Raw genomic sequence first — 25,082 nt, 5'->3', positions numbered from 1 at the left:
GGGTGCGGCTCCTCGTCCTGGCGGGGTCCTGGCGGGGGCCCGGCAGGTTCCGGGTGGGTCCTGGCGGGGTGCGGTGGGGCAGGGGGCTTGGCGGGGTGCGCCGGGCGTGCTGCGGCTCTGGAGCTGCCCTGACGTGCGCACACGTACGCATACGTACACATACGTACGCATACGAACACGATTGCGTACACGATTGCGCATGCGATCACGTACGCGAATACGTGCGGATTTTACGCAGTCGGCCGGGGCGGCGGCGAGTGCGTGCCGCCGCCGCCCCGGTCCGCGCGGGGCTACTTCTCGGTGACGCCCGCCGAGTCGAACGTCGCCACCTCGTGCATGGCCCGGGCCGTGCTCTGCACCATCGGCAGCGCGAGCAGCGCGCCGGTGCCCTCGCCGAGGCGGAGGTCGAGGTCGACCAGGGGGCGCAGGCCCAGCTTGTTGAGCGCGGCGACATGGCCGGGCTCGGCGCTGCGGTGACCGGCGATGCAGGCCGCCAGCACCTCGGGGGCGATGGCGCGGGCGACCAGCGCGGCGGCGCCGGCGCTGACGCCGTCCAGGATCACCGGCGTCCGCAGGGACGCGCCGCCGAGCAGCAGGCCGACCATGGCGGCGTGCTCCAGGCCGCCGACCGCCGCGAGCACGCCGATCGGGTCGGCCGGGTCGGGCCGGTGCACCTCCAGGGCGCGGCGGACCACCTCGGTCTTGCGGGCGAGGGTCTCGTCGTTGATGCCGGTGCCGCGGCCGGTGACCTCGGCCGGGTCGGCGCCGGTGAAGACGGAGATCAGCGCGGCGGACGCGGTGGTGTTGGCGATGCCCATCTCCCCGGTGAGCAGCGCCTTGTTGCCGGCGGCGACCAGGTCGCGGGCGGTCTCGATGCCGACCTCGATGGCCTGCTTGGCCTCCTCGCGGGTCATCGCGGGGCCGGTCGTCATGTCGGAGGTGCCCGGGCGGATCTTGCGGGGCAGCAGGCCGGGGGTGGCGGGGAGGTCGGCGGCGACACCGACGTCCACGATGCACACCTCGGCGCCGACCTGGGTGGCGAACGCGTTGCACACCGCTCCCCCGCCCAGGAAGTTGGCCACCATCTGGGCGGTGACCTCCTGCGGCCAGGGGGTGACGCCCTGGGCGTGCACCCCGTGGTCGCCGGCGAAGATCGCAACGGCGGCGGGTTCCGGGATCGGCGGCGGGCACTGGCGGGACAGACCGGACAACTGCGCGGAGATGATCTCCAGCATGCCGAGCGCCCCGGCCGGCTTGGTCATCCGCTTCTGCCGCTCCCACGCCTCGCCGAGCGCCTTGGCGTCCAGCGGGCGGATCTGGGCGACGGTCTCCGCGAGGAGGTCGTGCGGCTCCTCGCCGGGCAGCGCGCGGCGGCCGTACGTCTCCTCGTGCACGACCCAGGAGAGCGGACGGCGCTTGGACCAGCCGGCCTGCATCAGCTCGGGCTCGTCCGGGAACTCGTCGACGTACCCGACGCACAGGTAGGCGATGACCTCCAGGTGCTCGGGCAGGCCGAGGGCGCGGACCATCTCCCGCTCGTCGAAGAAGCTGACCCAGCCGACGCCGAGGCCCTCGGCGCGGGCGGCGAGCCACAGGTTCTCCACGGCGAGCGCGGCGGAGTACGGGGCCATCTGGGGCTGCGTGTGGCGGCCGAGGGTGTGCCGGCCGCCGCGGGTGGGGTCGGCGGTGACGACGATGTTGACCGGGGTGTCGAGGATCGCCTCGATCTTCAGTTCCTTGAACTGCTTCGCCCGGCCCTTGGGCAGCGACTTGGCGTACGCCTCGCGCTGGCGCGTCGCCAGTTCGTGCATCGTGCGGCGGGTCTCCGCGGACCGGATGACCACGAAGTCCCAGGGCTGGGAGTGGCCGACGGACGGGGCGGTGTGCGCGGCCTCCAGGACGCGGAGCAGCACCTCGTGCGGGATGGGGTCGCCGCGGAAGCCGTTGCGGATGTCCCGGCGCTCGCGCATCACCTTCAGGACGGCCTCGCGCTCGGCGTCGTCGTAGCCGGGCGCGGCCGGACCGGCGGACCGGCGCCCCGCCTCGGGCGCAGCGCTCGCCTCCGGTACGTCGTCCTGCTCGGCGGCGGCCCGGGTGTCCAGGTCGTCGGCGTTCTGTACGAGGCCGGGGGCGGCGTCGTGCGGGGGCGCGGGGACGGGGACGGCGACGGGTGGCGCTTGGTCCTCGTGGCCCTCGTCTCCCTCGACCGGCACGAACTGGGCCACGGGGGTCGTGGACTGGGGGCCCTGGGCGGCGAGGGGCTGGGCGGGGGCGGGCTGCTCCGCCTCCGCCGAGGGCTCGGGCTCTGCCGGGGCGGCTTCGGGGAGCTGGGCGGGCTGCGCGATCGGGGCTTCTTCGACGGGCGGGGTGACGGGGGCCTCGGGGGCGGCCTCGGCGACCTCCGCGAGCGGGGCGGGCGGGGCCTCGTCGACGGGAGGGGCGGCCGGAACCTCGGGAGCCACCACGGCCTCGGGAGCGACCGGCGCTTCCTCAGCAGCGGGGCCCACCGGCGCCTCGGGAGCCACCGGCACCTCATCGACCGGCGGAGCCACGGGCACCTCGGGGGCCACGGGGACCACGGGCGCCTCGGGGGCCACGGGCACCTCGGGGGCCACGGGCACCTCGGCGGAGACCACGGCCTCGGGAGCCACCGGCGCCTCCTCAACAGGCGCAGCCACCGGCACCTCAACGACAACCGGCGCCTCAGGGGCGACGGGCACCTCAGAGACGACCGGCGCCTCAGGGGCAACGGGCACCTCAGCGACAACCGGCGTCTCCGGAACAGCAGCCGCCTCAGCAACAACCGCCGCCTCAGCCACCGTCGCCTCTACCGCCACCGGCGTCTCAGACGCACTAGGCGTCCCGGAAGCGACCGGCTGAGCCTCCCCCTCCTCCCCAGCCAGGGCCTCCACCGGCTGCGGAGCGGGCGTCGGCTCGGTGACCGGAGGTGTCTGGGGGTCGTGCATCTCGCGTGTTTCTGGCGTTTCTGTCGTTTCGGGCGCTTCAGCGGCCTGGTCCTCCTGAGGCGCGGCCTCGGCATGCTGCTGCGGCGCAGTCTCAGGATGCTGCTGCGGCACGACCGGTTCCGCACCCTGCGGCCCCGGCCCGTCCGGCACCGGGAACTCCCCCGCCGCCGGCCCGGCGGGCACCGGCTCCGCCGGACGCGGGGTCGGGACAACCGTTTCGGCAGGGCTGGGCCCCCAGGGCGCCGCGCCCTGCGGGGGCGCCGCGGTGGGCTGGGGGGCGGCGTCGAGGTACTCCGGGCCGGCGGGTCGCGACGGCGCGTCCGCGGGGCCGCGGTCGGCGAGGGAGCGGACCGGGCTCGCCGAGGTGTCGGGGATCGGCGGACCGAGGTGCAGCGGGCGGCGCGGCGGCGCGGCCGGGCCCGGCGGGCGGACGCCGGTCAGGTCGACCGAGCCGCTGTCCCGTCCGGACGTCTCGTGCGGCTCCGGCTCGTGCACGGCCTCGACGACCGGCTCGGGCGGGGGCGGGGCGACCTCGTTGCCCCAGGCGCTCTGCGCGCCCGGCAGCAGCAACAGGTCCTCGTCCTCGGCGGTGGTCTCGGAGAGGTAGGTGTACGCGCCGGGCGCGGGGGCCCCCGGCTGCTCCACCATGCCTGCGTTCTCCGGCAGCCCCTCGCCCGGGATCTGGCCGGTGTCGGTCATGCGTACCCCTCGCCCATCGGTTAGTGCTCCTACGACCAGCTCACCCGGAACGGCGCACCGACCGCCCCGCAGTGAAGAACGAGCGTGCGTGCCCAGCGGCACGAACGACCCGCCGGTAAAAGGCGACAAAGCCATTGAGTGGCATTCTTCCGGTCGTTCGCCCGCCACGACAGCTTGATCCGCGACGGTCCCCTGTGGACTGCGCCACGTTGCGCGCCGTCAGGTTCTGCCGTACCGGTACAACGATCGGCCAGCCTACCGCGCGCGGTACGACAACCGGATCACGGGGCGGGGTCCTCGCGGTCCGGCAGCACGCCGCTGAGCAGGAACGCGACGCTCCGTTCCGTCTCCGTCCAGGCCCTGGTGTCGAGTGCGACGGACTGGAGCAGGGCGCACTCGACGCGGTAGCCGTGCTCGGTCAGTTCGCGGCCGACGAGTTCGGCGTCGTCGCGGGTCGCGGCGTGGGTGACGATGCGCTGCGGGCGGCGGTCGGCGACGGCGGAGACGACGGCGGTGGAGCCGCCGCCGACGCGCACCACGTCGGGTTCAGGGAGGTCCTCCAGGACGTGCGGGGCGGTGCCGTGCACGATCTGCACCTGGACGCCGTGGCGGCGGGCGGCGGTCTCGGCGCGCACGCAGGCGGCCAGGTCGCGGTCGACGGCGAGGACGGCGGCGCCGGCCCGGGCGGCCTCGGTGGCGAAGGCGCCGCTGCCGCAGCCGATGTCCCAGACCAGGTCGCCGAGGCGCGGTCCGAGCCGGGCGAGTTGGGCGGCGCGCAGCAGGTCGGTCTCGCCCTCGCCGAGGCCGCCGCCGTACTCCTCGGCGGGCAGGCACCAGCCGCGCGGGCCGGCGGCCGGGCCGCGGCCGGCGATCCAGTCGCCGCTGTCGCCCGGGGTGCCGGGTCCGGCGGGGCCGCCGATGACGATGACGACGTTGGGGTCGCGCCAGGTGTGGTCGGCGGCCTTGTCGGAGGTGACGACGGTGACCCGTTCGCGGTCGGTGCCGAGTTCCTCGCAGATGACGAAGGTGCGGTGGACGCCCTCCAGCAGCAGGCCGAGTTCGGCGGGGCCGGCGCCGGGGGCGGTGAGGACGGCGACCTTGCTGTGGGCCCGGCAGACGTTGACCGCGCGGCGCAGGGTGCGGGGGTGGGCGACGACCACGTGGGCGTCGTCCCAGGGCATGCCGGCCCGGGCGAAGGCGGTGGCGACGGAGGAGACCGCGGGGACCACCTCGACCTCCAGGCCGAACTCGGGCGCCCGCAGCGTCCGTACGACGCCGAAGAAGCCGGGGTCGCCGTCGGCGAGCACGACCGCCGTGCCGCGGTGGGCGGCGATGCGGCGGGCGGCGAGGGCGACGCTGCCGAGGCGGATGCGCTCGGCGGCGGGCGGTACTTCGGGCAGTGCCAGGTGGTGGGCGGCGCCGGCCACCAGTGTGGCGGCGCCCAGGGCGGCGCGTGCCGCCTCGGTCAGCGGCGAACCGTCCCAGCCGATCACCGTGACCCGGTCGGCCATCGTCGTCAGTCTCCTGAGGTTTGCGCAGGTCGTCGTGGGGTCGGGGCCCGTGGGCGGGCGTGGTGAGCGTACCCGGTGCGGCCTCGGTCCATGACGGTGGTGCCGGGGCCCGCGGGTCAGCTCCAGTCGCTGAAGGCGGTGAAGCCGTCGCCGCCGGCGAGCTGCTCGGCGCCTTCGAGGTCCTCGGGGAGCAGGCTCCACACGATGAAGTCGGTGCGTACGTCGGTCCAGGTCCCGTCGTCGGCCCGGACGTGCGCTATGCAGGCGTTGCGCAGGACGCCCTCGCTGATGCAGCCGATCTTCTGGGCGACCTGCTGGGAGGCGGTGTTGTCGGCGGCGGTGCGCAGCTCGATGCGCTCGAACTTCTGGTCGCCGAACAGCCATTGGGCGGTGGCGAGCGCGGCCTCGGAGGCGTAGCCCTCGCCGCGGGCCCAGGGGGCGACGATGTACGACAGTTCGGTGGACCGGACGTGCCAGTTGGTCCGGGTGAGCCGGACCACGCCGACCAGGCGCTGGGTGAGGAACTCGGTGACGGCGAGGTCGAGTCCGCGGCCGGCCGCGCGGTCGGCGGGGGCGTGCTGGGTGATCCAGGCGCGGGCGGCGTCCTCGGTGAAGGGCTGGGGGACGTCGGTCCAGGCGCCGACCTGCTCGTCGTTCATCATGGCGGCGAGGGCGGGCACGTCGTCCTCGTCGAGGGGGCGCAGCACCAACCGCTCCGTGCTGATGGAGATGTTGGGGAAGGTGCTCGTCATGCGCCGCTCCGTAACCTTCGTACCGTCGTGGCCGTCGGGGCCCTGCCTGCTGAACTGCCCAGCATGCAGCATGGCGGGCTCGGACCGCACCACGGGGTCCGCTCCGGTCGGGAGCGGACCCCGGGGGCGGCGGGCGGTGTGATCAGAAGGAGGGGATCACGGAACCGGCGTACTTGTCCTCGATGAACTTCTTCACCTCGGGGGAGGTGAGGAGCTTGGCGAGCTTCTTGACGCGCGGGTCGTCCTCCTGGCCCTCCTTGACGACGAGGAGGTTGACGTTGGGGTTGTTCTTCGCGGACTCCAGGACGAGGGCGTCCTCGGCGGGCTTGAGGTCGGCTTCGAGGGCGTAGTTGCCGTTGATGACCGCCGCGTCCACGTCGTTCAGGGAGCGCGGGGTCTGGGCCGCCTCCAGCTCCTTGAACTTGAGGTTCTTGGGGTTCTTGGTGATGTCGGCGGTGGTGGCCGCGGTGCCGACGCCGTCCTTGAGGGTGATCAGCCCGTTGGCGGCGAGCAACTGCAGGGCGCGGGCCTCGGTGACGCTGTCGTTGGGGACGGCGACGGTCGCACCGTTCTTCAGGTCCTCCGCCTTGTCGGCCTTGTTGCTGTAGAGGCCGAGGGGCTCCAGGTGCACCGAGGCGACGGACTTCAGGTGGGTGCCGTTCTTCTTGTTGAAGTCCTCGAGGTAGGGCTCGGTCTGGAAGTAGTTGGCGCCCACCGAGCCGTCCTCGGTCGCCGTGTTCGGCGTGACGTAGTCGGTGAACTCCTTGACCTCCAGGTCGAGGCCCTCCTTCTTCGCCAGGTTGTCCTTGACGTAGGTGAGGATCTCGGCGTGCGGCACGGGCGTCGCGGCGACGACCAGCGGGCCGGAGGTGTCGGAGGCGGCGTCCTTGTCCGAGCCGCAGGCGCTGAGCCCGAGGGTGAGGGCTCCGGCGGCGAGGACAGCGGTGGTGATCTTGGCGGTGTTACGCACGAAAAGTGCCTTTCCTGAATGGGTGGTGCGACCCCGTCTCGGGTGGTACGGGGGAGTCTTGGGGTTCTGCTCGACTCTGCGGAGTCTGAGGTTTTACGCGACCTTGCTGATGTCGGCCGCGGCGGGTTCCTTGGCCTTCAGCAGCCGCAGCCTGGGCGCCGCGCCGGAGCGTCCGCCGCGCCGGTGCAGGGCGCGGGCGGCGTAGTCGCCGGCGAACTGGATGACGGAGATGACCACGGCGAGGATCGCCACGGTGACCCACATCAGGCCGGTCTCGAAGCGGTTGTAGCCGTAGCGGACGGCGAGGTCGCCGAGGCCGCCGCCGCCGACCGTGCCGGCCATGGCGGAGTAGCCGATCAGGGCGATGATCGTGGTCGTGGTGGAGGCGATCAGGGACGGCAGCGCCTCGGGGACGAGGACCTTGCGGACGACGGTCCAGGTGTTGCCGCCCATGGCCTGCACGGCCTCGACCAGTCCGCCGTCGACCTCGCGCACGGCCGTCTCGACCAGCCGCGCGAAGAAGGGGATGCCGCCGATGGCGAGCGGCACGATCGCGGCGGTGGAGCCGATGGTGGTGCCGGTGATCCAGCGCGTGAAGTTCATCAGCGCGACCATCAGGATGATGAACGGCATCGAGCGGGCGATGTTGACGATCTGCCCGAGCACCTTGTTGACCACGGTGTTCTGGAGCAGACCGCCGGTGTCGGTGAGGACGAGCAGGACGCCGATGGGCAGGCCGCCGACGACGGCGATCAGGGTGGACCAGCCGACCATGACCAGCGTCTCGGTACACGCCTGCTCCAGCAGGGGCTGCATCTCGGACCAGGTCACCGGGCACCTTCCTTCACGAGTTCCGGACCGTCCTCGTTCGCGTTGACCACGTCGATCTGGAGTCCCTGCTCGCGCAGGAAGCCGACCGGCACGACGTTGTCCTCGTAGCGGCCGGGCAGTTCGATGCGCATCCGGCCGACCTGGAGGCCGCCGACGGTGTCGATGGCGGCGCCGAGGATCGATATGTCGATGTTGTAGGTGCGCGAGAGCTGGGAGATGACCGGCTGGGTGGCGGCCTCGCCCTGGAAGGTGACGTCGAGGACGGTGCGGTCCTCGGCCGAGGCGTCGCCGGTGACCGGGAACAGGGCGGCGGCCAGCTCGGAGCCGGGGGTGGCGAGCAGTTCGCCGACCGTGCCGGACTCCACGATGCGGCCGGAGTCCATCAGGGCGGCCGAGTCGCAGATGCTCTTGACCACGTCCATCTCGTGGGTGATCAGCAGCACCGTCAGGCCGAGCTGCCGGTTGAGGTCGCGCAGCAACTGGAGGATGGAGCGGGTGGTCTCCGGGTCCAGGGCGCTGGTGGCCTCGTCGGAGAGCAGCACCTTGGGGTCGCCGGCCAGGGCGCGGGCGATGCCGACCCGCTGCTTCTGGCCGCCGGAGAGCTGGGCCGGGTACGCCTTGGCCTTGTCGGCGAGGCCGACCAGGTCGAGCAGTTCCAGCGCCTTGCGGGACCGTTCCCTGCCCGACCTGCCGAGGATCTCCAGCGGCAGTTCCACGTTGTCCTGCACGGTCCGGGTGGAGAGCAGGTTGAAGTGCTGGAAGACCATGCCGATGCGGCTGCGCGCCTGCCGCAGTTCCCGGCCGGCCCGGGGGCCGCGCCCGGCCAGTGCGGTGAGGTCCTGTCCGGCGACGGTGACCGTGCCGGAGGTGGGGCGCTCCAGGAGGTTGATGCAGCGGATGAGCGAGGACTTGCCGGCGCCGGACTGGCCGATGACGCCGTAGACCTCGCCTTCGCGGACGTGCAGGTCGACCCCGTCGAGGGCGGTGACCTCGCGGCCGCGTGAGCGGTAGACCTTGGTGAGGCCCGAGGTGGTGATCACTGTGTTTCCGTCACTGTCGAGTGCGCGGGCGCAGGTCTGCCCGGCACGGGTGCATTCGGTCAGGACGCGGCACGGTTCTCGCGGTGGCGAGGTGACCGGGGAGAAGCGTGTGCGCGGGGGCGGTGGCCCTCTCGCCGCGGGGGCTGAGGGAGCCGGCTCTCGCTTCGGGGCGCGAGGCTCAGATGCTGCGGGGGCCCTCTAGCAGGCGCACATTCGACGCATACACAGACAACGAGCACCGGGCGTCAAGGTCGCCTCGGTCGCAGGGGTGCGTGCGCTCGTCGTGGTCATGCGCTCAGTAAAGCAGACGTATGGTCCGGACCGGACGCCGCTGTCCGCATTCTGGACAGCGGTGGGACGGCCGTGCCCGGCGGGCCCCGGGTCAGTCCCGGCGGGCGATCTCCACTCCCCCGTCGGTGACCTGTACGGACAGCGCGGAGAGGTCCTCGACCACCAGGTCGGCGTCGAGTTCGGCGGCCCGGTGGGTTGTGGTCAACGCCACGGTGGTCATGCCGGCGGCACGGCCGGAGCGCAGTCCGGCGGGGGCGTCCTCGAAGACGACGCAGTCGGCCGGGTCGACGCCCAGGGCGCGGGCGCCGAGCAGATAGGGCTCGGGGTCGGGCTTGCCGCGGGTGATGTCGTCGGCGGCGATCAGGGTCTTGGGCAGGATGCCGACGGCGGCCAGCCGGGCCTCGGCCAGCCGCCGGGTGGCGGAGGTGACGACGGCCCAGCGGTCGGCCGGGAGCGCGTCGAGCAGGGCGCGGGTGCCGGGCAGCAGGTGCACGCCCCCGTTGGGCACGTCCTCGACCTCCAGGTCCTCGATCCGCGCGACGGCCTCCGGCACGATCTCGGCGGGCAGCAGGTCGGCGGCTATCTCGGCGGCCGGCCGCCCGTGCAGCTCGACCTTCCCGAACTGCTCGGCGGTGATCCCGTACTCCTCGGCCCACCGGGCCCAGCAGCGGTCGACGGACTCCAGGGAGGAGACGAGGGTGCCGTCGTTGTCGAACAGCAGGGCGGTGGCGCGGATCTTCATGCCACCGACCCTACGGTGTACGCCGGGGTCGGCCGCATCGGGCCTTTTCCGCCGTAATAAGGTCACTGCCATGCTCGACGTCCTGACGCTGGTGACCGCGGTCGCCGCGCTGCTGCTCGCCGCCTGGTGCGGCTGGGCCGCGTACCGGGGCCAGCCGACCAAGGACTGGCACTTCATCGGCATGGCCGTGGTGACGGTGCTGACGCTGGCGCAGTTGGTGATCGGCGTCGTCAAGCTGGCGCAGGGGCAGGACCCGGAGCAGGGTACGACGATCTTCGTGGCGTATCTGCTGGGGGCCTTCGCCTGTATCCCGGCGGCGGGGTTCATGTCGCTGGCCGAACGCACCCGCTGGGGCTCGGTGACGGTGGCCGCCGGCGGCGTCGTCCTGGCCGTCCTCCAGGTGCGGCTGTACGACATCTGGGGAGGCTGAGGTGGCGGTGACCGAGGAGAAGAAGCCGAGGACCCGGCTGATCGCCGGCCCCGGCATCCTGCTGGTGTGGCTGTACGGGGTGATGGTGGTCGGCGCGGTGTCGCGCTCGGCGTACCAGATCGCCACCGAGTTCGACCGGGCGCCGCTGGCCTACACGCTCTCCGCGCTGGCCGGCGTGGTCTACGGCTTCATCACGTACACGCTGGTGCGCGGCGGGGAGACGGCCCGCCGGGCGGCGCGGGTCTGCTGCGCGGTGGAGCTGGCGGGGGTGCTGACCGTGGGCACCTGGACGCTGATCGAGCCGTCCGCGTTCCCGGACGCGACCGTGTGGTCGGACTACGGGATGGGCTATCTCTTCATCCCGGTCCTGCTGCCGGTCTCCGCGCTGTACTGGCTGCGCGGGTCCCGGCAGCAGGCTGCCGCCGGCTGACGGTCAGGCCGTCTTGACGTACGCCCCGGCCTGCTTCTCCAGGACGATCATCGGGACGCCGTCGGCGCCCTCCAGGGTGCCGACCCGCTCGTAGCCGACCCGGCGGTACAGCCGCAGGTTGCCCTCGCTGCGGTGGCCGGTGTGCAGCCGGAAGCGGGTGGCGCCGCGCTCCTCGGCGAGGGCGCACTCGGCCGCCTTCAGCAGGCGGGCGCCGATGCCGTGGCCCTGGAGCCGGGGGTGGACGCAGAGCTTGCCGATGGAGGCGGCGCCGTCCTCGGTGATCCGGCCGCGTACCGAGCCGACCACCTCGTCGCCGAGCCGGGCCACGAAGACGCAGTCCTGGGCGACCTCCTCGCGCACCGAGTCGAGGGTCTGGACCAGCGGGTCGATGCGGTAGTTGCCGTACAGTGCGGCCTCGCTCTGGAAGCAGAGGTACTGCAACCGGAAGATCTGCTCGGCGTCCCGTTCGGTCGCCGCCGCGATGGTCACGCTCATGCCCATGTGCGCATGCCTCCCGCTCACCTGATCGGCCTGTGGTCCCTCACTCCTATCCCCGTCCTCAGCGGGCCGCAACCTCCGGTGTGAGCAATCGGCGCAGACAACCCAGGCATCTGGAACGTTCCGGCCCAAGACTGCCCTGTGAGATACCCAACTCCCCCGCGATCTCCCGGTATGTCAGGTCCGCCGGGGAGAGCAGGGCGGCCATCAGCCGGGGGCAGCGGCCGGGGAGTTTGCGGACGGCCTCGTGCAGCGCCCGGTGCCGGGCGGCGGTGAGCACGAGCTGTTCCGGGATGCGGTCGTCGGTGTCGGCGGGCTCGTCCCCGCTCTCGTACGGTCGTTCGTGCCGGGCGGTGCGGCGGGTGCGGCGGGCCTCGGTGCGGACCACGCTGCGCAGCCAGCGGTGCGGGTCGAGGGGCGGACCGTCGGCCTCCAGGCGTTCCAGGAGGCGGAGCCAGACGGTCTGCTCCAGGTCGCCCGGCTCGGTTCCGGTCGCATATGCCTCGGCCGTGGCCTCGGCGGTGAGCAGCGGGCGTAAGGTGATGAGCAGATCCTCCGTCATATGCAGCACGACGCGACCGCCCGGGCGGCGGGTTGCCCGGGCGGTCGAAGCTCCCCCTACCGGGGGGTGTGTCGCTCAGTTGTTGACGAAGTCCTCGCGGGCCAGCAGCCCGGTGTCCGGCTGGTCGGTGAAGATCCCGTCGATGCCGGTGGCGAAGTACGCCCGGTAGGCGCCGAAGACATCGCCGTAGCCGTCGGCGTCGGTGCCCCGGCGGAACTCGGCGGGCAGGAAGGGATTCTCGTTGCGCAGGGTGTAGGGGTGCAGGATCAGGCCCGCGCGGTGGGCGTCGCGGACCAGGGTGGTCGGCGCGGTGAGGCGGCCCGCGGCGTCGCGCGGGATGATCAGGTCCAGGGTGGGGCCGATGCCCTGGGCGTAGGAGGCGATCTCCTTCAGCCCCGCGGGCGTGATGAGGTCGGCGGTGGTGCGGGGGTCGCCGCCGGCGACGAAGTCCCAGGGGCGGCTGGTGGCGCCGGAGAGCAGGACGGCGAGCGGGTTGCCGACCAGCGCGCTCATCCGCCGGATGCTGGTGGGCTCGAAGGACTGGATGACGACCGGCGCGTGCTTGCCGTCCTTGCCGTGCTTGCGCAGCAGCCTGGCCAGGCGCTCCTCGGTGGGCAGGCCGAGCCCGCGGAAGTAGGTGGGGTGCTTCAGCTCGGGGTAGATCCAGACCTGCTTGCCGCGCTTGCGGGTCTGCTCGTCCTGCCAGCGCAGGACCTCCTCGAAGGTGGGGATCTCCCAGCGGCCGTCGTAGAGGGTGTTGTGCGGGCGGTTGGCGGGGATGCGCTCGGTGGCGCGGAGCGTCTTCAGCTCGGCGAGGGTGAAGTCCTCGGTGAACCAGCCGGTGGTGGGGACGCCGTCCAGCACCTTGGTGCGCTTGCGGCCGGCGAACTCGGGGTGGTCGGCGACGTCCGTGGTGCCGCCGATCTCCGGCTCGTGCCGGCAGACGAGGTGACCGTCCTTGGTGGGCACCAGGTCGCCGGCCTCGACGATGTCCGCGCCCATGTCCAGGGCGAGCTGGTAGGAGCCGAGGGTGTGCTCGGGGCGGTAGCCGCTGGCGCCGCGGTGTCCGATGATCGTCGGGACCGGGAGGCCCTTGAGCCCCTTGCCGCCGCCGTGGCCGCGACCGGCGGCGGACGCCGTGCCGGGCAGGCCGAGTACCGCGCCGCCCGCGCCGAGGACCGCGGCGCCGAGCAGCGCCCGCCGTCCGGTGCCGCTCGCCCGCTCGTTCGACTCCTGCGTTGCCATGAGCGCCCTTTCGCCGTCGCCTGTTCGAGTGCGGGGCGATCGTAGGGGCGCGGACATGACGGACGGGAGGCCCCGGACCGAACAGGGGGGTGACGCCGGATGTCGTGTGCGGGGCGGGAACTGACCGTCCGTCGGCTTGGCCCGGCGCGGCCCGGGTACCCGGTCGGCGACCGGTGCCGCCGGGCGGCCGGGGCCCCGCCGGACGCGACCTGCCTCACATCGTGCCGGGCGGGTTTCCGGGACGCTACGCGGTTGCGCCCCAGGTGAACCCACGTCAACACGGCGTAAGACCCGGTGAACCCGACGTGCGCGACCCCCCGGGCCGCGAGTAATGTCCTCACCTGCACAGACTCATACCGCATCCCTCGACACTTCTCCTACCGGAGGGCACGTTGTCCCGCTTCGCGCTCATCAAGGCAGTGCTCGGTCCGATCATGCGCCTGATGTTCCGCCCACAGGTGGAGGGCGCGGAGCACATCCCCGGCGACGGCCCGGTGATCCTGGCCGGCAACCACCTGACGTTCATCGACTCGATCGTGCTGCCGCTGGTGACCAGGCGGCAGGTGGTCTTCATCGGCAAGGACGAGTACGTCACCGGCAAGGGCCTCAAGGGCCGGCTGATGGCCTGGTTCTTCACCGGCGTCGGCATGATCCCGGTGGACCGGGACGGGGCCAACGGCGGGGTCGCGGCGCTGATGACCGGCCGCCGGGTGCTGGAGGAGGGCCGGATCTTCGGGATCTACCCCGAGGGCACCCGCTCCCCCGACGGCCGTCTGTACCGCGGCCGGACCGGCATCGCCCGGCTCACGCTGATGACGGGCGCGCCCGTGGTGCCGTTCGCGATGATCGGCACCGACAAGCTCCAGCCGGGCGGCAACGGCATCCCGCGGCCGGGCCGGGTGACGGTCCGCTTCGGCGAGCCGATGGAGTTCTCCCGGTACGAGGGCATGGACCGCGACCGGTACGTGCTGCGGGCGGTGACCGACTCGGTGATGACCGAGGTCATGCGGCTCTCCGGCCAGGAGTACGTGGACATGTACGCCACGAAGGCGAAGAAGGCGGCGTGACGCGCCGCGGGTGAAGAAGGTCGAGGCCGCGCGACGGCGCGGCGGGTGAAGAAGGCCGACGCCGCCTGACGCGCGGCGGGTACGGGAACGGCGGGTCGCTCCGGGGAGTGGCCCGCCGTTCGCGCGTACGCCGGCTCACTCGGCCGTGTCCTCCAGCTTCTGGCCGCGCAGCAGGAACCAGGCGGCGACCGCGGCGGCCAGGAGTATCGCCGCGCCGACGCCCGCGGCGAGCGTCAGCCCGTCGACGAAGGACTGCCGGGCGGCGTCCAGCAGCGCCGAGGCGGTGTCGGCGGGCAGGTGGGCGGCGCTCTCCACGGCCCCGCCGAGCGACTCGTGGGCCGCCTCGGGGGTGCCGGGCGGGCCGGTGAAGCCCCGGTAGACGCCGGTCACCACGGAACCGAGCAGGGCGATGCCGAGCGCGGCGCCGAGTTCGTACGCCGTCTCGGAGACCGCGGAGGCGGCGCCCGCCTGCTCCTTGGGGACGCTGGAGAGGATCACGTCGGCGGTGACGGTGAACGAGAACCCGGCGCCGACGCCGACGACCAGCAGGGCCGTGCCGAGCAGCGGGTAGCCGGTGGACTGCCCGATGACGGTGAGCGCGGCGAGGGCCAGCCCCACGGCGGCGAGCCCGCCGGAGACGACGGCGCGCACCGAGAACCGGCGGGCCGCGCGCCCGGCGATCAGACCGGCCGCCACCGCGCCGATCGCGGCGGGCAGTTCGGCCAGGCCCGCCTCCAACGGCCGCCTGCCCTGCACCAGTTGCAGGTACTGCGAGAGGAAGAAGACCAGCCCGGACAGGCCGAGGACGGTCATCAGGTCGGCCAGCACCGCCCCGCTGAAGCCCCGGCCGCGGAACAGCCGCATGTCCAGCAGCGGGGTCGGCAGCGTCAACTGGCGCCGGACGAACCCGTACAGCGCGGCGGCGCCGAGCAGGCCCGCGGCGAGCGTGGCCCAGGCGAAGCCGTGCGCGGCCGTCTCCTTGACGGCGTACACGACACCGACCATGCCGACCAGGGACAGGACGACACTGGTCAGGTCCCAGGGGCCGGGGCTGGGGTTGCGGGACTCCGGCAGCAGCCTGGCGCCGACGACGACCAGGACGGCCATCACGGGCAGGTTGATCAGGAAGACCGAGCCCCACCAGAAGTGCTCCAGCAGGAACCCGCCCACGATCGGTCCGACCGCGGTGCCGGCCGAGGCGGTGGCGCCCCAGATGCCGACGGCGAGGCTGCGCTCGCGCGGGTCGTGGAAGAGGTTGCGGATCAGGGCGAGGGTGGCCGGCATCAGGGTGGCGCCGGCGACACCGAGCAGGGCCCGGGCCAGGATCAGCAGCTCGGGCGAGGTGGCGTAGGCGTTGAGCACGGAGACCGCGCCGAACGCCGTGGCGCCCACGAGCAGGACGCGCTTGCGTCCGACGCGGTCGCCGAGGCTGCCCATGGAGACGAGCAGTCCGGCGATGACGAACGAGTACACGTCGCCGATCCACAGCAACTGGGTGCCCGAGGGCCGCAGGTCCTCGCTGATGTACGGGGTGGCGAGACCGAGGACGGTCGCGTCGACGGCCACCAGCAGCACGGCCAGGACGAGGACGGCGAGTGCCAGCCAGCGGCCGGGGCGCCTCACCGCCCCGGTCGGGTCGGCCGGCCGCAGGGTGCTGGTCATGGTTCCTCTCTTCGGACGGCGCCGCCGAGCAGCAGCTCGGCGATCATGTGGGTGAAGTCGTTGCGGGCCACGCGGCCCTCGCTGACCGCCCAGGCGCCGGAGGCCAGCAGGCCGTACAGCGCCTCGGTGAGCCAGGCCGGGGTCAGGTCGATGCGGAACTCGCCGCTTTCCTGGCCCCGCCGGAACAGCGCGGCGAGCCGGGCGTCGATGCGGGACCAGCCCTCGTTCTGCTGCTCGCCCTCGAAGAGCTGGTTCTCCGTGTAGAGGAAGGCGAGCAGCCCGGCGGAGGGCTCGATCGCGCGGATCAGCCGGCGCACCGCGTCGGCGGCCGGCCCCTCGTCCGGGCGGGCCGCGTCCAGCGCGGCCTCGCACTCGGCGATGCCGAGGGCCTCCAGGGCGCGGACGAGGGCGTCCCGTCCGGCGAAGTGCCGGTGCAGCGTGGCCCGGCTGATCCCGGCGGCCCGGGCGACCTCGTCCATGGTCGCGGTGGCTTTGCGGGTCAGCAGGGCCGCGGCGGTGCGCAGCACGTGGTCACGATCGACAGCCATGAGACAAGCGTAACCCATGTGAGACGTTGATGTCTCATGATGGGCATGGCTGACTCACGGCGTGGGTCGTCCGGTGGGTTCAGTGCCAGGGCAGGCGTCCGCGCCGCTCCCAGTACGCGCGGGGTTCCTCGGCGAGCGCGGCGAGGGCGGCCACCTGGTCGTCGTCGAGGCGGGCGGTCGCGGCGCTCAGGTTGGAGGCGAGCTGGGCGCGGGTGGCCGCGCCGGAGAGCACGACGTCGGCCCAGGGCTGCCGCAGGATCAGCGCGAGGGCGACGGCGTCGCAGGTCAGGCCGGTCTCCTCGGCGACGGTCCGGAGGGCGGCCGGGGCGTGCGGTCCGGCGAGCCGGCCGTTGGCCATGCCCTCCTTGACGATCACCGTGAGCCCGGCGTCGTGCGCCTCGGCGAGCGCGGGCCCGGCGGAGGTCTCCAGCGCGTTGTACGTGGACTGCACGGTACGGAAGAGGGGCTCGCCGTCGACGGTCACGGCGAGGGCGGCGCGGATGGCGTCGGCCTGGGCGGGGCCGCTGGTGGAGAAGCCCACGGTGAGGCCCCCGGCGGCGGCCTCGGCGAGCCGGGCGTGCAGCTTCCGGTCGGTGAGGGCCGGGCTGCCGGGGGTGACCGAGTGGATCTGGTAGAGGCCGAGCCGGTCGCCGAGCAGGGCGTCCGTCTCGGCGCGCTGCCGCTCGTAGGTGGCCAGACCGTGGTCCTTGACCTCGTGCCGCTCGGCGTGGACGGCCCAGTTGGCGGTGTACGTGTAGCCCCACTTGCTGCCGACGACCACGTCGTCGGCGTCGGGCCGGGCGGCGAGCCAGTCGGCGAGGAACTCCTCGGCGCGGCCGTAGGAGCGGGCGGCGTCGATGTAGCGCACGCCCTGCGCGTAGGCGGCGTCGAGGAGGTCGTGGGTGCGGGTGCGCAGCGCCTCGACGCCGCGGTCCTCTCCGAGGTCCTCGTCACGGCCGAGGGTGATGTAGCCGGGGCGGGCGACGGCGGCGAGGCCGAAGCCGAGGCCGTGGGGGAGGGTGAGGGGCATCGCGGGTCCGTTCGGTCGGCCTTTTGGCGACCAACGTAACCCGCGGTGACCTTCGCCTCGGGGGCGGGTGGCGCGGCGGTCGGGTGGGTGCGGGCGCGTCGTGGCCCGTCACGCGGTTCCGCGCGCCGCTCAGTGCTTGGCGTCCGCCCAGAGGTGCTGCTGTTCCACGTTCGCCTTCAGCTCCGCCAGTTGGACCGCCACCGCGCTCGGGGCCGTGCCGCCCCGCGCGTCCCGGGAGGCCAGGGCACCCGGCACATCGAGGACGGTGCGGACCTCGGGGGTGAGGTGGGGGGAGATCTTGGCGAACTGCTCGTCGGTGAGGTCGGCCAGCTCCTTGCCCTCGGCCTCGGCGGCCTTGACGCACTCGCCGGCCACCTCGTGCGCGACGCGGAACGGCACGCCCTGCTTGACCAGCCACTCGGCGATGTCGGTGGCGAGCGAGAAGCCGGCCGGGGCCAGCTCCTCCAGGCGCTCGCGGTGCACGGTGAGGGTGGCCATCATGCCGGTGAAGGCGGGGAGCAGCACCTCCAACTGGTCGATGGAGTCGAAGACCGGCTCCTTGTCCTCCTGGAGGTCGCGGTTGTACGCCAGCGGCAGCGCCTTGAGGGTGGCCATCAGGCCGGTGAGGTTGCCGATCAGGCGGCCGGACTTGCCGCGGGCCAGCTCGGCGATGTCCGGGTTCTTCTTCTGCGGCATGATCGACGAGCCGGTGGAGAAGGCGTCGTGCAGGGTGACGAAGGAGAACTCCTTCGTGTTCCAGATGATGATCTCCTCCGCGATCCGGGAGAGGTTCACCCCGATCATCGCGGTGACGAAGGCGAACTCGGCGGCGAAGTCGCGGGAGGCCGTGCCGTCGATGGAGTTGCCGGCGCTGCCGTGCTCGAAGCCCAGCTCCTTGGCGACCGCCTCCGGGTCCAGGCCGAGGCTGCTGCCGGCGAGCGCGCCCGAGCCGTACGGCGACACGGCCGTCCGCTCGTCCCACTGGCGCAGCCGCTCGGCGTCCCGGGAGAGCGCCTGGACATGGGCGAGGACGTGGTGGGCGAAGAGGACGGGCTGGGCGTGCTGGAGGTGGGTGCGGCCGGGCATCGCCACGTCCGGGTGGGCCTCGGCGAGGCCGATCAGGGCGTCCTGGAGGTCGGCGATCAGACCGCCGATGATCCGGGCGTGGTCCCGCAGGTACATCCGGAACAGCGTCGCCACCTGGTCGTTGCGCGAGCGGCCGGCCCGGAGCTTGCCGCCGAGGTCGGGGCCGAGGCGCTCCAGCAGGCCCCGCTCCAGGGCGGTGTGCACGTCCTCGTCGGCGACGGTGCCGGTGAAGGAGCCGTCGGCGACATCGGCTTCCAGCCGGTCGAGGCCGGCGATCATGCGGGTCAGCTCGTCGTCGGTGAGCAGACCCGCCCGGTGCAGCACGCGCGCGTGGGCGCGGGAGCCGGCGATGTCGTAGGGGGCGAGCCGCCAGTCGAAGTGGACGGACGCGGACAGTTTCGCCAGGGCCTCGGCGGGCCCGTCGGCGAACCGGCCGCCCCAGAGTCGTACGTCACCGCTGCTGCTCACTCGAAGCTCCTCACCGTGCCAACGCTGCTATGCATGAGTATGCAGACCTCTGCATGACTCGTCAATTTCCCGGGCCGGGCGGGGCGGTTTCCCGGACGGCGGCTCCCGAGGGCGCCCGGACGGACGCCCCGGGCTGCCGCCGCCGCTGCCGCGCCCTACCGTCTGAGCCATGCGCCCCGGTGCCGTCGCCGTCCTGCTCGCCGCGTCCCTCCTGCTGCCGGCCTTCGCCACGCCGCCCGCCCCGCTGCCGGAGCGGATGGCGGACACCGGGGGCGGCGCCCAGTTGATCACCGCCGTCGCCCCGGACACCGGCTCCACGACGGGCACGGTCACCTGGTGGGACCGCCGGGGCGGGAGCTGGGTGCGGGCCGGGTCGGCGCCCGCCCGGTTCGGGGCCCGGGGGCTGGCCGACGGCCGGACCCGACGGCAGGGCACGAACACCACTCCCACGGGCCTGTACGGGCTCCCGTACGCCTTCGGTGTCGAGCGGGCGCCGCGCGGGACGGCGTACCCCTACCGGCCGGTGCGCGAGGACTCCTGGTGGTGCCAGGACAACGGCTCCCGGTCCTACAACCGCTGGACCGAGCCCCGCCCCGCCGACTGCGCCGCCGCGGAGGCCGAACACCTGATCACCTACGGCCGGCAGTACGCGCACGCGCTGGTCGTGGCGTTCAACTACGCGCGTCCGGTGCGGGGGCGCGGCGCGGGCATCTTCCTGCACGTGAACGGGGCCGGGGCGACCGCCGGGTGCGTGTCGGTGCCGAAGGGCGCGATGCGGCGGATCCTCGCCTGGGCGGAACCGGCCGCCCGGCCGCACCTGGCGATCGGCACGGCGAGCGGGGCGACGGCCGTCACCCGGTACTGAACATCCCGCGGTCGCGGCACGTACGGGTGGGCCAAGGGTCCCGCCCCCCGACGGAGGAACCGTGACCACCACACTCGCCGGCGGCCGTGCCGCCCGCCGCCGGACGATGCGCCGCATCCGGCCGCGCCGGTCCCCCGCCGTCCCCCTGCTGCTCGCCGCGTGGGCGGGCACGGCGGGCGTGTCGCGGCTGTGGTGGCGCGACACGCCCGCCATCTCCGGCGCCGCGGACCGGCTGCTGGGCACGGGCCGGCACCGGATCGGCACCGGCGCCGTCCTCGCCGACGACCCGCTCGCCCGGACCGCCTGGTACGGGCTGTACGGCTCGGTCAGCGCGCTGGTGCTCCGGTATCGGGTGCTGACCCCGCTGCGGCTGAACCCGCGGCACCGGATGCGGGTCGAGGGCTGAGACCCCGTAGGGGCCCGTGCGGGCGCCCGAGGGCGGTCGCGGCGACGAGATCACCGCCGACGCCGCTGAAGCGCCCCCCGAAGGGGCGCGGGGAACTGCGCGGCCAGCCACGACGGACCCGCACCCGGCGCCCCACCCCAGGCCCCTTCTTCAGTGGCCGTTCTGCGCCAACCGCAGCAGATGATCCGCCAGCGCCTGCCCACCCGTAGGATCCCGGCTGATCAACAGCAGCGTGTCGTCCCCCGCGATCGTCCCGAGGATGTCCTGCAACTCCGCCTGATCGATCGCCGACGCCAGGAACTGCGCCGCCCCCGGCGGCGTCCGCAGCACCACCAGGTTCGCCGACGCCTCCGCCGAGATGAGCAGCTCCTGCGACAGCCGCCGCATCCGCTCCTCCTTCGCCGACTCCCCCAGCGGCGCCCGCGGCGTCCGGAACCCCCCCTCGCTCGGCACCGCGTAGATCAGGTCACCGTCGTTGTTCCGGATCTTGACCGCGTTCAGCTCGTCCAGGTCCCGGGAGAGCGTCGCCTGGGTGACGCTCAGCCCGTCGTCGGCGAGCAGCTTCGCCAGTTGGCTCTGGGAGCGGACCGCCTGCCGGTTGAGGATGTCCACGATCCTGCGGTGCCGGGCGGTGCGGGTCTGCGGCACGGCGGGCCCGGCCCCCGCGCTGTCCTGGTCCTGCGCCTGGCTCATCGTCGTCTCATTCTCCGGATCGTCCGTCCCCGCCTGCCTCGTCGAGGATGCCGGGCAGCGCCCCGAGGAACGCGTCCACCGCGTCGTCGCCGAGGTTCAGCGGCGGCATCAGCCGTACGACATCGGGTGCGGGCGCGTTCACGAGGATCCCGGCGTCCTGAGCCGCCTGCTGCACCTGGGGCGCGAGCGGCTCGGTGAGCACGATACCCAGGAGCAGGCCCGCGCCCCTGACGTGGGCGACCAGCGGGTGGCCGAGCCCCTCGACGCCCTCGCGCAGCGCGGCGCCCTGCCGCTTGACGTTCTCCAGCAGTCCCTCGTCGGCGAGGGTGTCCAGGACGGCGAGTCCGGCGGCGCAGGCGACGGGATTGCCGCCGAACGTGGTGCCGTGGTGACCGGGCCCGAGCAGGTCGGCGGCGCGGCCGAAGGCGACGGTGGCGCCGAGCGGCAGTCCGCCGCCCAGGCCCTTGGCGAGGGTGACGACGTCGGGCAGCACGCCGTCGTGGGCCTGGTACTCGAACCAGTGCCCGGTCCGTCCGATGCCGGTCTGGACCTCGTCCAGGACCAGCAGCGCCCCGGTCGCGGCGGTGATCGCGCGGGCCGCCTTCAGATAGCCGGGCGGCGGCACGACCACGCCGTTCTCGCCCTGGATCGGCTCGATGATCACCAGGGCGGTGTCCTCGGTGACCGCCGCGGCCAGCGCCTGGGCGTCGCCGTACGGCACGTGGGTGACGTCACCGGGCAGCGGCAGGAACGGCTCGCGCTTGCCGGGCTGCCCGGTCAGGGCCAGCGCGCCCATGGTCCGGCCGTGGAAGCCGCCGTCGGTGGCGACCATGCGGGGCCGCCCGGTGAGCCGCCCGATCTTGAACGCGGCCTCGTTGGCCTCCGCGCCGGAGTTGCAGAAGAAGACCTTGCCGTCCCGGCCGAAGCGCTGCAGCAGTTGCTCGGCGAGGGCGACCGGCGGCTCGGCGACGAACAGGTTGGAGACGTGCCCCAGCGAGGCGATCTGCCGGCCGACCGCCTCGACGACGGCGGGGTGGGCGTGGCCGAGGGCGTTGACCGCGATACCGCCGACGAAGTCCAGGTACTCCTTGCCGTCGGCGTCCCAGAGCCGCTCGCCCGCGCCGCGCACCAGGGGGAGCCTCGGGGTGCCGTAGTTGTTCATGAGCGCGCCCTGCCACCGCGCGGTCAGGTCCTGGTTCGCGGTCATGACTGGTCCCCCTCGGACTCGTCGGGCACGACCATGGTGCCGATGCCCTCGTCGGTGAAGATCTCCAGCAGGATCGAGTGCTGGACCCGGCCGTCGATGACCCGGGCGGTGGTGACGCCGTTGCGGACGGCGTGCAGACAGCCCTCCATCTTCGGCACCATGCCGGAACTCAGCTCCGGCAGCAGCTTCTCCAGTTGGGAAGCGGTGAGGCGGCTGATCACCTCGTCGGAGTGCGGCCAGTCCTCGTAGAGGCCCTCGACGTCGGTGAGGACCATGAGAGTCTCGGCGCCGAGCGCCGCAGCGAGTGCCGCAGCCGCCGTATCAGCATTGACGTTGTAGACATGGTGGTCGTCCTGGGAGCGGGCGATCGAGGAGACGACCGGGATGCGGCCGTCGGCGAGCAGGGCCTCGATGGCGCCGGTGTCGATGTCGGTGATCTCGCCGACCCGGCCGATGTCGACGCGCTCGCCGTCGATCTCGGGCCGGTGCCGGACGGCGGTGATGGTGTGCGCGTCCTCGCCGGTGAGGCCGACGGCGAGCGGGCCGTGCCGGTTGAGCAGCCCGACCAGCTCCCGCTGGACCTGCCCGGCCAGCACCATCCGTACGACGTCCATGGCGTCCTCGGTGGTGACGCGCAGGCCCGCCCTGAACTCGCTGACGATGCCGTGCCGGTCGAGGGCGGCGCTGATCTGGGGGCCGCCGCCGTGCACCACGACGGGCTTGAGGCCGGCCTGGTGCAGGAACACGATGTCCTGGGCGAACGCGGCCTTCAGGTCCTCGTCGACCATGGCGTTGCCGCCGAACTTGATGACGACGGTCTTGCCGTTGTGCCGGACCAGCCAGGGCAGCGCCTCGATGAGGATCTGTGCCTTGGGGAGCGCGGTGTGCTTCCGCGTGGGAGTGCTCATGAGGAGTAGGCGCTGTTCTCGTGGACGTAGTCGGCGGTGAGGTCGTTGGTCCAGATGGTGGCGGTCTCGGTGCCGGCCGCGAGGTCGGCGACGATGTGGACCTCGCGGTAGCGCATGTCGACCTTCTCGCGGTCCTCGCCGACGCCGCCGTTCTTGCACACCCAGACGCCGTTGATGGCCACGTTGAGCCGGTCCGGTTCGAAGGCCGCCTTGGTGGTGCCGATGGCGGACAGCACCCGGCCCCAGTTGGGGTCCTCGCCGTGGATGGCGCACTTCAGGAGGTTGTTGCGGGCGATGGAGCGGCCCACCTCCACGGCGTCGTCCTCGGTCGCGGCGTTCACCACCTCCACCTTGATGTCCTTGCTGGCGCCCTCGGCGTCCCGGACGAGCTGCTGCCCGAGGTCGTCGCAGACGGCCCGGACGGCCTCGGCGAACGCGTCGTACTCCGGGGTGACCCCGGAGGCGCCGGAGGCCAGCAGCAGCACGGTGTCGTTGGTGGACATGCAGCCGTCGGAGTCCACCCGGTCGAAGGTGACCCGGGTGGCCGCGCGCAGCGCCTTGTCCAGGGTGGCGCCGTCCAGGTCGGCGTCGGTGGTGAGGACGACGAGCATGGTGGCCAGGCCGGGGGCGAGCATGCCGGCGCCCTTGGCCATGCCGCCGACGGTCCAGCCGTCCTTGCTGACGACGGACGTCTTGTGCACGGTGTCGGTGGTCTTGATGGCGATGGCGGCCTTCTCGCCGCCGTGCTCGGACAACTGGCCGGCGGCGCGCTCCACGCCGGGCAGCAGCTTGTCCATGGGCAGCAGCACGCCGATCAGCCCGGTGGAGCAGACGGCGACCTCGCCGGCGCCGATCCCCAGCACCTCGGCGGCCTTCTCGGCGGTGGCGTGCGTGTCCTGGAAGCCCTTCGGACCGGTACAGGCGTTGGCGCCGCCGGAGTTGAGGACCACCGCGGTCAGCTCACCGCTCTTGAGCACCTGCTCCGACCAGAGCACCGGCGCGGCCTTGACCCGGTTGGAGGTGAAGACGCCCGCGGCGGCGCGGCGGGGGCCGGTGTTGACCACGAGGGCCAGGTCCGGGTTGCCGTTCTCCTTGATCCCGGCGGCGACCCCCGCCGCCGTGAATCCCTTGGCTGCCGTCACACTCACGGCGCGACTCCGATCGTCGTCAGTCCGGTGGTCTCATCCAGGCCCAGGGCGATGTTCATGCTCTGGACGGCACCGCCCGCGGTGCCCTTGGTCAGGTTGTCGATGGCGCTGATGGCGATGATGCGGCCGGCGGCGGCGTCGTACGCGACCTGGATCTGAACGGCGTTGGAACCCTGGACGGACCCGGTGGCCGGCCACTGCCCCTCGGGCAGCAGGTGGACGAAGGGCTCGTCGGCGAACGCCTTCTCGTACGCGGCGCGCACCGACTCGGCGGTGGCACCGGGCCGCGCCTTCGCGCTGCACGTGGCGAGGATGCCCCGGGGCATCGGCGCCAGCGTCGGCGTGAAGGAGACGGAGACCCGCTCCCCGGCCGCCGCCGAGAGGTTCTGGATCATCTCGGGGGTGTGCCGGTGGACACCGCCGACGCCGTACGGGGACATCGAGCCCATGACCTCGCTGCCCAGCAGGTGCGGCTTGGGCGCCTTGCCCGCGCCCGAGGTGCCGGAGGAGGCGACGATCACCGCCTCGGGCTCGGCGAGGCCGGCCGCGTACGCCGGGAAGAGGGCCAGCGAGACGGCGGTCGGGTAGCAACCGGGCACCGCGACGCGCCTGGACCCCTCCAGCGCGTCGCGGCCGCCCGGCAGTTCGGGCAGGCCGTAGGGCCAGGTGCCGGCGTGCGGGGAGCCGTAGAACGCCTCCCAGTCGCCGGGGTCCTTCAGCCGGAAGTCGGCGCCCATGTCGATGACGAGCACGTCCGGGCCGAGCTGCTCGGCGACCGCGGCGGACTGCCCGTGCGGCAGCGCGAGGAAGACCACGTCGTGCCCGGCGAGCGCCTCGGCGGTGGTCGGCTCCAGCACCCGGTCGGCCAGCGGCAGCAGATGCGACTGGAGCGCGCCGAGGCGCTGCCCGGCGTTGGAGTTGCCGGTCAGGGCGCCGATCCGGGCCTCGGGGTGGGCCAGCAGCAGACGCAGCAGTTCCCCGCCCGCGTATCCGCTCGCTCCGGCCACCGCCACACGTACCACCATGG

At 73.2% G+C, this 25,082-nt stretch carries 23 protein-coding genes and 1 pseudogene; 5 read left to right on the top strand and 19 right to left on the bottom strand.

What is annotated here, in order from left to right; all coding sequences use genetic code 11:
• Nucleotides 1-290: 290 nt before the first annotated feature.
• From cobT to IE316_RS23190, 7 genes are all read right to left on the bottom strand, one after another.
• Complete coding sequence (gene cobT, locus IE316_RS23220) at nucleotides 291-3,665, bottom strand: nicotinate-nucleotide--dimethylbenzimidazole phosphoribosyltransferase (protein WP_190206378.1); 3,375 nt, start codon at nucleotides 3,663-3,665, stop codon at nucleotides 291-293.
• 281 nt (nucleotides 3,666-3,946) lie between these two features.
• The gene (gene cbiE, locus IE316_RS23215) at nucleotides 3,947-5,176 is read right to left on the bottom strand and encodes a precorrin-6y C5,15-methyltransferase (decarboxylating) subunit CbiE (protein ID WP_190206377.1); all 1,230 of its coding nucleotides are present in this window, start codon (nucleotides 5,174-5,176) and stop codon (nucleotides 3,947-3,949) included.
• A gap of 116 nt (nucleotides 5,177-5,292) precedes the next feature.
• Nucleotides 5,293-5,928 carry a GNAT family N-acetyltransferase gene (locus IE316_RS23210; RefSeq protein WP_190206376.1) on the bottom strand — a complete coding sequence of 212 codons (636 nt, stop codon included), beginning with the start codon at nucleotides 5,926-5,928 and terminating at the stop codon, nucleotides 5,293-5,295.
• Between the two features lie 142 nt (nucleotides 5,929-6,070).
• Complete coding sequence (locus tag IE316_RS23205) at nucleotides 6,071-6,898, bottom strand: MetQ/NlpA family ABC transporter substrate-binding protein (protein WP_190206375.1); 828 nt, start codon at nucleotides 6,896-6,898, stop codon at nucleotides 6,071-6,073.
• Between the two features lie 93 nt (nucleotides 6,899-6,991).
• Complete coding sequence (locus IE316_RS23200) at nucleotides 6,992-7,729, bottom strand: methionine ABC transporter permease (RefSeq protein WP_190206374.1); 738 nt, start codon at nucleotides 7,727-7,729, stop codon at nucleotides 6,992-6,994.
• The gene (locus tag IE316_RS23195) at nucleotides 7,726-8,769 is read right to left on the bottom strand and encodes a methionine ABC transporter ATP-binding protein (protein ID WP_190206373.1); all 1,044 of its coding nucleotides are present in this window, start codon (nucleotides 8,767-8,769) and stop codon (nucleotides 7,726-7,728) included. The genes IE316_RS23200 and IE316_RS23195 overlap by 4 nt, the downstream gene beginning before the upstream one ends.
• A 382-nt stretch (nucleotides 8,770-9,151) precedes the next feature.
• Entirely contained in the window at nucleotides 9,152-9,802 is a 651-nt protein-coding gene (locus IE316_RS23190) for an HAD family hydrolase (RefSeq protein ID WP_190206372.1), read from the bottom strand.
• A gap of 70 nt (nucleotides 9,803-9,872) precedes the next feature.
• Here IE316_RS23190 and IE316_RS23185 point away from each other — a divergent pair, with 70 nt between their 5' ends.
• The gene (locus IE316_RS23185; RefSeq protein WP_190206371.1) at nucleotides 9,873-10,232 is read left to right on the top strand and encodes a hypothetical protein; all 360 of its coding nucleotides are present in this window, start codon (nucleotides 9,873-9,875) and stop codon (nucleotides 10,230-10,232) included.
• 1 nt (nucleotide 10,233) lies between these two features.
• The gene (locus tag IE316_RS23180; protein WP_190206370.1) at nucleotides 10,234-10,662 is read left to right on the top strand and encodes a hypothetical protein; all 429 of its coding nucleotides are present in this window, start codon (nucleotides 10,234-10,236) and stop codon (nucleotides 10,660-10,662) included.
• Between the two features lie 3 nt (nucleotides 10,663-10,665).
• Here IE316_RS23180 and IE316_RS23175 read toward each other — a convergent pair whose 3' ends face one another.
• The 3 genes from IE316_RS23175 to IE316_RS23165 all read right to left on the bottom strand — a co-directional run bounded on the left by IE316_RS23175 (nucleotide 10,666) and on the right by IE316_RS23165 (nucleotide 12,967).
• The gene (locus IE316_RS23175) at nucleotides 10,666-11,163 is read right to left on the bottom strand and encodes a GNAT family N-acetyltransferase (protein ID WP_190206369.1); all 498 of its coding nucleotides are present in this window, start codon (nucleotides 11,161-11,163) and stop codon (nucleotides 10,666-10,668) included.
• A gap of 58 nt (nucleotides 11,164-11,221) precedes the next feature.
• Nucleotides 11,222-11,722, bottom strand: a complete 501-nt coding sequence (locus tag IE316_RS23170; protein ID WP_190206368.1) for a sigma-70 family RNA polymerase sigma factor — start codon at nucleotides 11,720-11,722, stop codon at nucleotides 11,222-11,224.
• A 75-nt stretch (nucleotides 11,723-11,797) separates the two neighbouring features.
• Nucleotides 11,798-12,967, bottom strand: coding sequence for a glycerophosphodiester phosphodiesterase (locus IE316_RS23165; protein ID WP_190206367.1), 1,170 nt, complete (start codon nucleotides 12,965-12,967; stop codon nucleotides 11,798-11,800).
• Between the two features lie 392 nt (nucleotides 12,968-13,359).
• Between IE316_RS23165 and IE316_RS23160 the strand changes: the two genes are divergently transcribed.
• Entirely contained in the window at nucleotides 13,360-14,034 is a 675-nt protein-coding gene (locus IE316_RS23160; protein ID WP_190206366.1) for a lysophospholipid acyltransferase family protein, read from the top strand.
• A 135-nt stretch (nucleotides 14,035-14,169) separates the two neighbouring features.
• Here the strand turns inward: IE316_RS23160 and IE316_RS23155 are convergent, their stop codons facing one another.
• The 4 genes from IE316_RS23155 to argH all read right to left on the bottom strand — a co-directional run bounded on the left by IE316_RS23155 (nucleotide 14,170) and on the right by argH (nucleotide 18,828).
• Nucleotides 14,170-15,696: an MFS transporter gene (locus tag IE316_RS23155; protein WP_190206365.1), complete on the bottom strand. Its 1,527-nt coding sequence runs from the start codon at nucleotides 15,694-15,696 to the stop codon at nucleotides 14,170-14,172.
• The gene (locus IE316_RS23150) at nucleotides 15,693-16,244 is read right to left on the bottom strand and encodes a TetR/AcrR family transcriptional regulator (RefSeq protein WP_190206364.1); all 552 of its coding nucleotides are present in this window, start codon (nucleotides 16,242-16,244) and stop codon (nucleotides 15,693-15,695) included. Before IE316_RS23150 ends, IE316_RS23155 begins: the two co-directional genes overlap by 4 nt.
• A 79-nt stretch (nucleotides 16,245-16,323) precedes the next feature.
• Nucleotides 16,324-17,274, bottom strand: coding sequence for an aldo/keto reductase (locus IE316_RS23145; protein WP_190206363.1), 951 nt, complete (start codon nucleotides 17,272-17,274; stop codon nucleotides 16,324-16,326).
• A gap of 129 nt (nucleotides 17,275-17,403) precedes the next feature.
• Nucleotides 17,404-18,828, bottom strand: a complete 1,425-nt coding sequence (argH, locus tag IE316_RS23140) for an argininosuccinate lyase (protein WP_190206362.1) — start codon at nucleotides 18,826-18,828, stop codon at nucleotides 17,404-17,406.
• Nucleotides 18,829-18,997: 169 nt separating this feature from the next.
• Here argH and IE316_RS23135 point away from each other — a divergent pair, with 169 nt between their 5' ends.
• Together IE316_RS23135 and IE316_RS23130 are read left to right on the top strand one after the other, a co-directional pair.
• Complete coding sequence (locus tag IE316_RS23135) at nucleotides 18,998-19,693, top strand: L,D-transpeptidase family protein (protein WP_190206361.1); 696 nt, start codon at nucleotides 18,998-19,000, stop codon at nucleotides 19,691-19,693.
• 61 nt (nucleotides 19,694-19,754) lie between these two features.
• A pseudogene (locus IE316_RS23130) lies at nucleotides 19,755-20,093 on the top strand (hypothetical protein); the annotation flags it as partial.
• A gap of 156 nt (nucleotides 20,094-20,249) precedes the next feature.
• On the opposite strand, the gene IE316_RS23125 reads toward IE316_RS23130, so the two are convergent.
• The 5 genes from IE316_RS23125 to argC are packed head-to-tail and all read right to left on the bottom strand — an operon-like array spanning nucleotide 20,250 to nucleotide 25,080.
• Entirely contained in the window at nucleotides 20,250-20,792 is a 543-nt protein-coding gene (locus IE316_RS23125; RefSeq protein ID WP_190206360.1) for an arginine repressor, read from the bottom strand.
• Nucleotides 20,793-20,799: 7 nt separating this feature from the next.
• Nucleotides 20,800-21,999, bottom strand: a complete 1,200-nt coding sequence (locus IE316_RS23120; RefSeq protein ID WP_190206359.1) for an acetylornithine transaminase — start codon at nucleotides 21,997-21,999, stop codon at nucleotides 20,800-20,802.
• A complete protein-coding gene (gene argB / locus IE316_RS23115) occupies nucleotides 21,996-22,907 on the bottom strand; it encodes an acetylglutamate kinase (RefSeq protein WP_190206358.1) in 912 nt (303 codons plus the stop codon). Before argB ends, IE316_RS23120 begins: the two co-directional genes overlap by 4 nt.
• Nucleotides 22,904-24,055: a bifunctional glutamate N-acetyltransferase/amino-acid acetyltransferase ArgJ gene (gene argJ / locus IE316_RS23110; RefSeq protein ID WP_190206357.1), complete on the bottom strand. Its 1,152-nt coding sequence runs from the start codon at nucleotides 24,053-24,055 to the stop codon at nucleotides 22,904-22,906. The genes argB and argJ overlap by 4 nt, the downstream gene beginning before the upstream one ends.
• Entirely contained in the window at nucleotides 24,052-25,080 is a 1,029-nt protein-coding gene (argC, locus tag IE316_RS23105) for an N-acetyl-gamma-glutamyl-phosphate reductase (protein ID WP_190206356.1), read from the bottom strand. The genes argJ and argC overlap by 4 nt, the downstream gene beginning before the upstream one ends.
• Nucleotides 25,081-25,082: the final 2 nt, after the last annotated feature.

The sequence above is a fragment of the Streptomyces fumanus genome, from assembly GCF_014655295.1.
GTDB classification, from domain to species: domain Bacteria; phylum Actinomycetota; class Actinomycetes; order Streptomycetales; family Streptomycetaceae; genus Streptomyces; species Streptomyces fumanus.
The sequence above is the reverse complement of the archived record's forward strand: the minus strand, read 5'-3'. Positions and strand labels throughout refer to the sequence as shown.

Excerpts from the sequence above, each read along its gene's own strand:
- cobT (WP_190206378.1), bottom strand. The coding sequence starts at position 3,665 with ATGACCGACACCGGCCAGATCCCGGGCGAGGGGCTGCCGGAGAACGCA.
- cbiE (WP_190206377.1), bottom strand. The coding sequence starts at position 5,176 with ATGGCCGACCGGGTCACGGTGATCGGCTGGGACGGTTCGCCGCTGACC.
- IE316_RS23210 (WP_190206376.1), bottom strand. The coding sequence starts at position 5,928 with ATGACGAGCACCTTCCCCAACATCTCCATCAGCACGGAGCGGTTGGTG.
- IE316_RS23190 (WP_190206372.1), bottom strand. The coding sequence starts at position 9,802 with ATGAAGATCCGCGCCACCGCCCTGCTGTTCGACAACGACGGCACCCTC.
- IE316_RS23185 (WP_190206371.1), top strand. The coding sequence starts at position 9,873 with ATGCTCGACGTCCTGACGCTGGTGACCGCGGTCGCCGCGCTGCTGCTC.
- IE316_RS23175 (WP_190206369.1), bottom strand. The coding sequence starts at position 11,163 with ATGGGCATGAGCGTGACCATCGCGGCGGCGACCGAACGGGACGCCGAG.
- IE316_RS23170 (WP_190206368.1), bottom strand. The coding sequence starts at position 11,722 with ATGACGGAGGATCTGCTCATCACCTTACGCCCGCTGCTCACCGCCGAG.
- IE316_RS23165 (WP_190206367.1), bottom strand. The coding sequence starts at position 12,967 with ATGGCAACGCAGGAGTCGAACGAGCGGGCGAGCGGCACCGGACGGCGG.
- IE316_RS23155 (WP_190206365.1), bottom strand. The coding sequence starts at position 15,696 with ATGACCAGCACCCTGCGGCCGGCCGACCCGACCGGGGCGGTGAGGCGC.
- IE316_RS23150 (WP_190206364.1), bottom strand. The coding sequence starts at position 16,244 with ATGGCTGTCGATCGTGACCACGTGCTGCGCACCGCCGCGGCCCTGCTG.
- IE316_RS23145 (WP_190206363.1), bottom strand. The coding sequence starts at position 17,274 with ATGCCCCTCACCCTCCCCCACGGCCTCGGCTTCGGCCTCGCCGCCGTC.
- IE316_RS23135 (WP_190206361.1), top strand. The coding sequence starts at position 18,998 with ATGCGCCCCGGTGCCGTCGCCGTCCTGCTCGCCGCGTCCCTCCTGCTG.
- IE316_RS23125 (WP_190206360.1), bottom strand. The coding sequence starts at position 20,792 with ATGAGCCAGGCGCAGGACCAGGACAGCGCGGGGGCCGGGCCCGCCGTG.
- IE316_RS23120 (WP_190206359.1), bottom strand. The coding sequence starts at position 21,999 with ATGACCGCGAACCAGGACCTGACCGCGCGGTGGCAGGGCGCGCTCATG.
- argB (WP_190206358.1), bottom strand. The coding sequence starts at position 22,907 with ATGAGCACTCCCACGCGGAAGCACACCGCGCTCCCCAAGGCACAGATC.
- argC (WP_190206356.1), bottom strand. The coding sequence starts at position 25,080 with ATGGTGGTACGTGTGGCGGTGGCCGGAGCGAGCGGATACGCGGGCGGG.